Here is a 7,709-nt window from a genome sequence, read left to right on the forward strand (position 1 = left end):
GCCGTCCCGGCGGGGGCCGGGGGCCCGGTCGGTGTCCCGGCGGGGGCCGGGGGCCCGGTCGGTGGTGACCGGGGGCCGGTCCCGCTCAGGTGGCCCGACGACCTCGATCCGGTTGCTGTCCGCCTTCTTCGCCTTGCTCGGCAGCACGGAGGTGACGTTCATGCCGTCGACATCAATCTCGACCTCGGCCCTCAGCACCTCACCCACCTTCGTACCATCGGGCAGGAGGCTTCCCGGGAGGACACCCTTGGGCTGGCGGGCGCCAGCGGCGCGCCAGGTCCAGGAGCCGTCGGGGCGCGAACTGGTCAGCTCGATCTCGATGCGGGCCATGACTGTTCACAACCTAGTTGCCTCCGAGGCTGCACCCCCAACGGCGCGCCCCGCGGCCCGCGAGCGGCGCCACCGGCGTACGATCCGGTCGATGCGGGCCGCGCCTGACGACGCCCTTCTGGCGGGCTTCGCGGTTGGCGACCCCGATGCCGCGGCCGCCTTCATCCGTCGTCACCAGGCCAAGGTGTGCGGCCTGGCCCGGGCCATCGTGTCCGACGCCGTGCTGGCTGAGGACGTGGCCCAGGAGGCGTTCCTGCGGGCGTGGCGGCACGCGCCCACCTACGACCCTCGGCGGGGCACGGTGGCGACATGGTTGCTGACCATCACCCGCAACCTGGCCATCGACACCGTCCGGATGCGCCGGGCGTGTCCCGTCGGGCCCGAGGCCCTGGCCGCGCTGGGTGAGGTGGCCACCGGCCCTTGCCCGTCCGCACTGGCCGAGACCCAGGTGGAGATCGACAGGGTGAGAGTGGCCCTGGCCGGCCTGAGCGAGGGCCAGCGCCGGGCCCTGTTGCTGGCCACCCTCTTCGGGCGGACCGCCAAGGAGATCAGCGAGGCCGAGGGGATACCGCTGGGCACGGCCAAGACGCGAGTGCGGTCCGGGCTGCTGAAGCTCCGTGACACCCTCGACCCCCAGCGCGACGGGGGTGGCGGATGAACCGCCAGAGGGCCCTGTGAGCGAGCCCACCACGTGCGTCGAGATCGAGGCCCTGGCCGCCGAGGTGGCGCTCGGCTCGCTGTCGGGCCCGGACCGGGCCTCCGCCCTGGCCCACCTGGCCCGGTGCCCAGGTTGCCGGCGGCTGGTCGACGACCTCTCCAGAGCGGCCGACCCCGTGCTGCTGCTGGCACCCGACATGGAACCGTCGATCGGGTTCGAGAGCCGTGTATTGGCCGCCACCACCGGCCCCCAGTCCCCCGAGGCGGTCGTCCCGGCGCCCAGGCCCCGCCTCGGCCCCCGCCCCCGGGCGGCCGTGCGAGCCGTGGCCCTGGCGGCCGCCGCCCTGGTGGCAGCAGCCACTGCGATGGTGGCCGGCAGCAACCTGTCCGGCGGCGACGACGTGGTCAGGACGGCGGTGGCGGTGAGCCCGAGCGGCAACGCCACCTGCAGGGCCTTCGCCTACGGGGAGCACCAGGCCTGGGTCTTCGTGACCTTCGAGGGGCCCCGGGAGTGGACGGCGGACTACACCGTCGAGATCACCACCGAGGGCGGGGGCTCGCCTTTGGCTACCGGCCAGCTCCGGCTCCAGGACGGGGGCGGCACGCTGGGCACGGTGGTCGACGTACCCGCCTCTCGGCTGAAGGCGGTCAGGGTCCTCGACTCCACTGGTGCTCTTCGCTACGAAGCCCCCTTCACCAAGCCCTGAACCCCCTTACCGGCGGCGCTGGGGCTTGGGGTGGTCCTTGCGCCAGGCCTCGATGAGCTGGGACCTCCAGACCAGGGCCGACACCAGGGAGAGGGCGGCGGCGCCTGCCGCGGCCACCAGGACAGCGGCGGCGCCCGTCAGCCAGCCCATCAACAGCAGGACGGCCCCGACTGCGCCGAAGCCAGCCGACGCCGTGAGGGCGGGTGGGCGCGTCTGGCTTGAGGGCACGGACGAACGGTAGCGGGCCGCAGGCTCAGCAGGCGACGCTGGTCACCTGGCCCAGCCCGCCGGCCCCGTCCGCCGGCTCCTCCTCGGCGTCGTCGGGGACCCACACGATCTCGCAGTCGAGATGGCACCGGGGGATGGCGGCATCGCGCCGGACGAAACGGCCGACGGCCTCGGCCACGACCACCGCGTTGTGAGCGAAGGCCCGGCACACGGAGTAGCGGGCCCGCCCGTTGTGGACCCTGAGGGGCGAGACCCGGTCGACGTGCACCGAAACCCGGTTGGCTCTGGTCACCAAGTGCACACTGTTGGTCTCCGCCAGCTCGCGGAACGACAAGGTGCCAGGGTGGAAGAGGCGGCCGATCCGGCTGTCACGGTGGAAACGCCCGGCGGTGTCGAGCTGCTCGAAGAGCCGCTTGCTGCTGTCCATATTCCTGTGTACGGAGCCCGCGGGGACCTCGGTTGCCCCAGCGGCGGTCCCAGCAGAACTTTTCGCGAGAAAACCTGTATCAGGAGCGGGGGTGGCTGATCTAGTTGCCGCTCCGATGCGGAGGGATCCACCCAGCCGGATCCCTCCGCGTCGGGGTCAGCACCAAACATGGTAGTTCTCCGCGCCTAAGAACGCTACAGCTTCCGCTTGCCCGCGCCCGCGGCGAGCTCAGGCGGTTCTCGGGTAGCCCTGCTCGACCATGGCCCGAAGGTGCGCCAGCACCGAGGGGATGAGCGTATTGTCATGGCCCTTGGGACAGCGCGAGTGGTGGAAGGCCTCATAGGGCGGCGGTGGCAGTAGATCGGCGGGCAACCAGCACGTCGGGCAGGGAACCAGTTCGTCGGGCCCGAGGCCCTCGTCCAACGTCATCTCAGGTTCACCTCAAGCGGCCTCTTCGCCGGTCTCTTCGCCGGTCTCTTCGCCGGTTGCTTCGCCCGTCTCCGCTCCGGCGTCCTCCACGACCAGGTCGAAGGGAAAGGCGACATCGACGGCCGCCCGCACCCGGGCCTCCTCGACCAGCGAGGTCGCGGTCTCCCCGCTGACGGCCGAGACGGCCAGGGCCAACGCCGCCAGTTCGCCTCCTTCCCAGCCGGCTGCGTAGCCGGTGAGGTACTCGGGCGACGGGGTGACCGGCGCCGCCTTGGACGCCGCCCACTCCCGAGCGGCGGCGTTGTGCAGCATCGAGCGAAGGAGCTCGACGATCTCGTCAGGACCGCTCACGGGCGCCATATACCCATCGGGGCTGTATCCACATCATCACCATATCTGTTTCCCGCATAGAGTGGACGAACGTCTAGCAGATGTCAAGGCCCCGGCGGGCTAGGCTGCCGGCTGCCGTGGCAACCCCCGACGAGGAAGGGCCGTCCGGCGACATTCAGGCGCCTGGCGAAGAGATGCCTGGGCCGACGCCTGATAGTCGACCGCCTGGTGATGGGGAGCCTGGCAGCAGTTACCCCTCGGCGCTGGCCGACGTGCCGGCGGTCGCCGTGCCCCCCGTCCAGGTCCCCCGCCTGCTGGCCGGGGCCGCGGCCTGGAGCTGGCGGGTGCTGGTGGTGAGCGCCGCCCTGGCCCTCGCCGTCGTGGTCCTCATCCGCCTCTACGTCGTCGTGGTCCCCGTCGTGCTCGCCCTGTTCCTGGCCGCCATCCTGGAGCCGGCCGCGGCCTGGCTGCGGGCTCACCGGTGGCGGCCGGCACCGGCCGCGGCCACGGTCTTCATCGGGTCGCTGGCCGTCGTCGTGGTGGTCTTCTCCTGGATCGGCACGAACGTCGCCCGGGAGTTCGGGGACGTGGGCGACGAGGTGGCCCGGGCGGTGGCCGACGTGAAGGACTGGGCCCAGGGTGAGCCCTTGAACCTGAGCGCCCAGCGGGTCGACGAGCTCGAGGCCGACATCAGGGAAGCGGCCCGGGCCGCGGTCGGCGGGCTGGCCAAGCAGGCCGCCGGGCAGGCCCGGGTCGCGGGCGAGGTCCTGGGCGGCCTGGCTCTGTTGCTGTTCACGTTGTTCTTCGTCCTCAAAGACGGCGCCAAGATCGCCGACTGGGCCCGCGAGCGGGTCCCACAGCGGTCGCGCGACGACGTGGTCGAGGTCACCCGGCGCGCCCGCTTCATCATGCGCCAGTACCTGGTAGCCACAGCCGCCACCGGGCTGATCGACGGAGTCCTGATCGGCCTCGCCCTGTGGGCCCTGGGGGTCCCGCTCGTGCTCCCGCTGGCCGTCCTTACCTTCATGGGCGGGTTCATCCCCATCCTCGGGGCCACCGTGGCCGGCCTCATCGCCGCCCTCGTGGCCCTGGTGACCAGTGGGTTCGTCACCGCCTTGCTCGTCGTGGCGGCCACCGTCGCCGTCCAGCAGATCGAAGGCAACCTCCTCCAGCCGTTCATCTTGGAGCGAGCCATGCGCCTGCACGCCTTGGTGACGGTGCTGGCCGTGGGGGCCGGCATCGTGATCGGGGGCCTGCTCGGGGCCTTCCTGGCCGTGCCCCTGGTCGCCATCGCCGTCTCGGGTGGCAGCCACTTCCGCCAGAAGCACCTCGCCACGGTGGGCGGTGAGGGCGCGTTGGCGCCCGAGGTCCCACCCCCCGAGGCGGAGCGGACGCCGTAGGCCTCGTGTGGTTCGACAACCGCCTCAGCCCCACGCCGGCCGGTACCACCAGCACGAGCACGGGCTCCCAGGACGTCTGGTACGTCTATTCCGAAGACCGGGGCCAGACGTTCTCGCCCAGCATCCGCATCACCGACCGCTCGATCGACCGGTCCTTCGGCATCTGGTCGAACAACGTCGACGTGCACGCCCCCAGCGGCCTGGTCTCGACCAATGAGGCCGTCTACATGACCTGGCAGGACAGCCGCAACGGCACCAACGTGGACGGGTCGGCCGAGGACACGTACTTCGCCTCGGTCTACATGAACGGGCCGCCTGCGCCCGACGCCTTCACGTCGGCCGCCTCTGGACGCGACATCCCCTCGTGGCTGCTGGTCGGTGCGGGCGCGGCAGCCGGGATGGGGGTGGCCATGCTCGTCCTGCTGGCTCTGAGCCGGCGAGCCCCGACGGCCGCGCCCACGGGCACACCGAGCCGCGTCGCAACCCGCTGACCCTCAGGCGAGGGCGGGGGCGAGGCGGCGGCGCTCCAGCAGGGCCACCGAAGCCACGGCCGCCAAGGCGACAAGGGCACCGATCTCGACGGCCAGCGACTGGCTGGCGCCCCGGGTCCAGACCGGCTCCCGCCAGCCTCCCAGGCTCGCGGTCCGGCTGACCACGACGGCCACGGCGAAGGCCACCTGGGACAGAGCGGCCCCCACCATCACCAGCGGCGCCAACCGCCGGCCTGCGAACTGGGTCACCACCAGGGCGGCCGCGATGGCGAAGGACGCCGCCGCGTTGACCACGAACCCCACCCGTACGACCGCTGCCCCGGGCGCCTCGACAGGCACGTTCCGGTAGCCATCGAGCCACTCCCGCAGGTGGACGTACCCCCCGGCGGCCACGAAGAGGGCGGCGGCGATGACCAGTGGGGTGGTGAGACGGCGCACGCTGGGACCTCCCTGTCGGCGTTACCCCCCTTCTCCGGCGCCAGGGCCGGGGCCGGATCACCCCAGGTCGGCCTGCGCCCCCTACGGGGACCGTTCGCTGGAGTGGCGGTAGAGCGAGACCGCCGTGTCGGCATCGAAGAGCGCGGCCAGCTTGTTCAGGACGGCGGTCCGCTCGTCGGCCATCTCCCACGCCTCCTCCAAGGTGGCGCACGTCTCCACCCAGGCGACGGCTACGACGGCTTCGGTACGAACGCTGAAATCGGGGCGGCCCCGGCCAGCCGGGAACGTCGGCGGCCGCCGCCGGCGGCTGAGCAGGACGGGCTGCCCGTCCCTCATGACAGCAACCTCGTAGAGGTGCCCGGGCCTACGCCGTAGCGGCGGCGTGCGCTCTTGGACCATCGCCGTGAACGGACCGTCCGTAGCCACCCCGTGCCCTCGCTTCCAGAACGAAGATCCCGCTAAGGATTAGAGCACTGTAGGTGTAGCACACTTACTGGGCCCTGGCGAGGGCCCCCAATGCGAAAGCCGCGCGGGAACCGTGTGCGTTTGGCCCACGGTTCCCGCGCAGGTTTACGAGCTGCCCGCCTCAGCGGTCGAAGCGGGCGACCGTCTCGACGTGGAACGTGTGGGGAAAGGCGTCGACCAGCCAGAGGGCCGACAAGGAGAAGCCGAACTGGGCCAGAAGCGCGCTGTCGCGGGCCAGCGAAGCCGGGTCGCAACTGACCAGCACCAGGCGGGGGGCCGCCGACCGGGCAAGGGCGGTGGTGCCTGGGCGCCCGAGGCCCGATCGCGCCGGGTCGGCGACCACGACATCGACCGGGGCGCCCCGGGGCCGCCACCGCCCGACCTCGATCTCCAGCACGTGGGCGTCGATGCCGGCCAGGTTGGCGCGTGCATCGGCGGCCGCCGACGGGCTCCTTTCCACGGCCGTGACCCGGGCCCCGTGCCGGGCGCCCAGCACGGCGCCGAACAACCCCACCCCGGCGTAGGCGTCGAGCAGGTGCCCGCCGCTCCCCGAACCAGGGCCGCCGGGGCCCTCGCCGGGACCGCCGCCCGCCGGACCGGTGCGGTCGCCGGTGGCGCCACCGAGACCGTCGCCGAGACTGTCGCCGAGACTGTCGCCGATGGCCTCGTCGACGGCCCCGACCAGGGCCTCGGCGGCCACCGGCCCGGGCTGGAAGAACGAACCGGCCGTTACCCGCAGCCTGGCTCCCGCCACCTCCTCGTGCAACCACGGGGCGCGGCCCTCACCGGCCCCGGCCCCCTTGGTCCCGGGCGGCATGACCGCCGCGGCCGCGGCCGAAGCCGGGCGGACCAGCACCAGCCGCTCGCCGGTGGCTGCCGAGACCCGCAGCACGACCTCGTCGGCCCCCGGGTAGCGCCCGTGCACGATCAGGTCCTCGAGGAGCGGGTGGGCGGCCAGGCACGAACCGGTCGGCACCGGGCCGGCGCCGGGGCGGTCCCCGCCTGTGGCCCGCTGGCGGTGCCCCGCCCGGCCGTCGGTCCCCACGACCAGGCGGGCGGAGGTACGTAAGGCCGGGCCCGAGAGGGGCCAGGGGAGGGGAGTGGGCGGGTTGGCCAGCCCCCCCGTCCGGCGCAAGGCGTCGACCACCACGGCGGCCTTGAGCTCCACCTGGTGTACGGCGTCGACGTGCTGCCACGTACACCCGCCGCAGCCCTCGGCCAGGGCCGGGCATGGGGGTGCGACCCGGGCAGGGGAGGGGGCCAGGACCTCGACGGTGACCGCCTCGGCGAAGTCGCGCTTCTCGGCCACCAGCCGGGCCCTCACCCGCTCTCCCGGGAGGGCCCCTTCCACGAAGACGACCCGGCCCGAGGGCTGGCGGGCCAGCGCCCGCCCGCCCGCGGCCATGGCCGAGGGGACGAGCTCGACCGTCTCGGAGCCAACCACCCGGCCAGGATGGGCCCTGTAGGCGGGCGATGCCAACGTTCAGCGCAAGAGCCGGGGGAGGGCCAGCACGACCGCGGCCGCCAGCGCGGCGACGACCAGGGGCTCACCGCTGGCCCACGCCACCAGGAAGCCCGCGCCGCTCACCTCCGTGCCCAGCGCGGCGACAGAGGTGACCGTGGCCCGGGCCGGGCCAGTCACCGCCTCCTGCACCCGGGCGTCGACGACCACCAGGACAAGGTGGTAGAGGCCGTAGGCCACGGCCACGCCGGCCACCGCGGCCGGCCGGTGCAGAACGACCGACACCGAGAACAGGACCACCGCCGCCCCGATCACGGCCGCCAGCGCGGAAGGGGACGAGCGAGC

At 73.1% G+C, this 7,709-nt stretch carries 13 protein-coding genes; 4 read left to right on the top strand and 9 right to left on the bottom strand.

Translation table 11 applies throughout. The annotated features are described in order from the left end of the window. On the bottom strand, nt 1–330 hold a 330-nt coding region (locus AB1673_11770), incomplete at its 3' end, for a hypothetical protein (protein MEW6154650.1). A gap of 91 nt (nt 331–421) precedes the next feature. On the opposite strand from AB1673_11770, the gene AB1673_11775 reads away from it, so the two are divergent. Together AB1673_11775 and AB1673_11780 are read left to right on the top strand one after the other, a co-directional pair. Beyond that, nucleotides 422–988, top strand: a complete 567-nt coding sequence (locus tag AB1673_11775) for a sigma-70 family RNA polymerase sigma factor (GenBank protein MEW6154651.1) — start codon at nt 422–424, stop codon at nt 986–988. Nucleotides 989–1,004: 16 nt separating this feature from the next. After that, a complete protein-coding gene (locus AB1673_11780) occupies nt 1,005–1,694 on the top strand; it encodes a hypothetical protein (GenBank protein MEW6154652.1) in 690 nt (229 codons plus the stop codon). A gap of 6 nt (nt 1,695–1,700) precedes the next feature. Here the strand turns inward: AB1673_11780 and AB1673_11785 are convergent, their stop codons facing one another. From AB1673_11785 to AB1673_11800, 4 genes are all read right to left on the bottom strand, one after another. Then, nucleotides 1,701–1,922 (bottom strand): hypothetical protein, encoded by a 222-nt coding sequence (locus tag AB1673_11785; protein ID MEW6154653.1) that lies wholly within the window; start codon nt 1,920–1,922, stop codon nt 1,701–1,703. Nucleotides 1,923–1,947: 25 nt separating this feature from the next. Further along, on the bottom strand, nt 1,948–2,349 hold the full coding sequence (locus AB1673_11790) for a hypothetical protein (GenBank protein ID MEW6154654.1): 402 nt from the start codon (nt 2,347–2,349) through the stop codon (nt 1,948–1,950). A 228-nt stretch (nt 2,350–2,577) separates the two neighbouring features. Next, nucleotides 2,578–2,778, bottom strand: a complete 201-nt coding sequence (locus AB1673_11795) for a hypothetical protein (protein MEW6154655.1) — start codon at nt 2,776–2,778, stop codon at nt 2,578–2,580. 12 nt (nt 2,779–2,790) lie between these two features. Continuing rightward, nucleotides 2,791–3,129 (bottom strand): hypothetical protein, encoded by a 339-nt coding sequence (locus AB1673_11800; GenBank protein ID MEW6154656.1) that lies wholly within the window; start codon nt 3,127–3,129, stop codon nt 2,791–2,793. Between the two features lie 251 nt (nt 3,130–3,380). On the opposite strand from AB1673_11800, the gene AB1673_11805 reads away from it, so the two are divergent. Then, on the top strand, nt 3,381–4,508 hold the full coding sequence (locus AB1673_11805) for an AI-2E family transporter (GenBank protein MEW6154657.1): 1,128 nt from the start codon (nt 3,381–3,383) through the stop codon (nt 4,506–4,508). A 5-nt stretch (nt 4,509–4,513) separates the two neighbouring features. Beyond that, entirely contained in the window at nt 4,514–4,999 is a 486-nt protein-coding gene (locus AB1673_11810; GenBank protein MEW6154658.1) for a hypothetical protein, read from the top strand. Nucleotides 5,000–5,002: 3 nt separating this feature from the next. Here AB1673_11810 and AB1673_11815 read toward each other — a convergent pair whose 3' ends face one another. The 4 genes from AB1673_11815 to AB1673_11830 form a co-directional block, all read right to left on the bottom strand. Continuing rightward, nucleotides 5,003–5,437, bottom strand: coding sequence for a hypothetical protein (locus AB1673_11815; GenBank protein MEW6154659.1), 435 nt, complete (start codon nt 5,435–5,437; stop codon nt 5,003–5,005). Nucleotides 5,438–5,518: 81 nt separating this feature from the next. Then, nucleotides 5,519–5,773 (bottom strand): hypothetical protein, encoded by a 255-nt coding sequence (locus AB1673_11820; protein MEW6154660.1) that lies wholly within the window; start codon nt 5,771–5,773, stop codon nt 5,519–5,521. Nucleotides 5,774–6,023: 250 nt separating this feature from the next. Further along, nucleotides 6,024–7,346, bottom strand: coding sequence for a hypothetical protein (locus AB1673_11825; protein ID MEW6154661.1), 1,323 nt, complete (start codon nt 7,344–7,346; stop codon nt 6,024–6,026). Between the two features lie 39 nt (nt 7,347–7,385). After that, on the bottom strand, nt 7,386–7,709 hold a 324-nt coding region (locus AB1673_11830), incomplete at its 5' end, for an MFS transporter (GenBank protein ID MEW6154662.1).

The organism is Actinomycetota bacterium (assembly GCA_040754375.1).
Taxonomy (GTDB): Bacteria; Actinomycetota; Acidimicrobiia; order Acidimicrobiales; family AC-14; genus JBFMCT01.

What these genes read in the sequence shown, in the direction of transcription:
- AB1673_11775 (MEW6154651.1), top strand. Translation starts at nt 422, where the DNA reads ATGCGGGCCGCGCCTGACGACGCCCTTCTGGCGGGCTTCGCGGTTGGC.
- AB1673_11790 (MEW6154654.1), bottom strand. Translation starts at nt 2,349, where the DNA reads ATGGACAGCAGCAAGCGGCTCTTCGAGCAGCTCGACACCGCCGGGCGT.
- AB1673_11795 (MEW6154655.1), bottom strand. Translation starts at nt 2,778, where the DNA reads ATGACGTTGGACGAGGGCCTCGGGCCCGACGAACTGGTTCCCTGCCCG.
- AB1673_11820 (MEW6154660.1), bottom strand. Translation starts at nt 5,773, where the DNA reads ATGAGGGACGGGCAGCCCGTCCTGCTCAGCCGCCGGCGGCGGCCGCCG.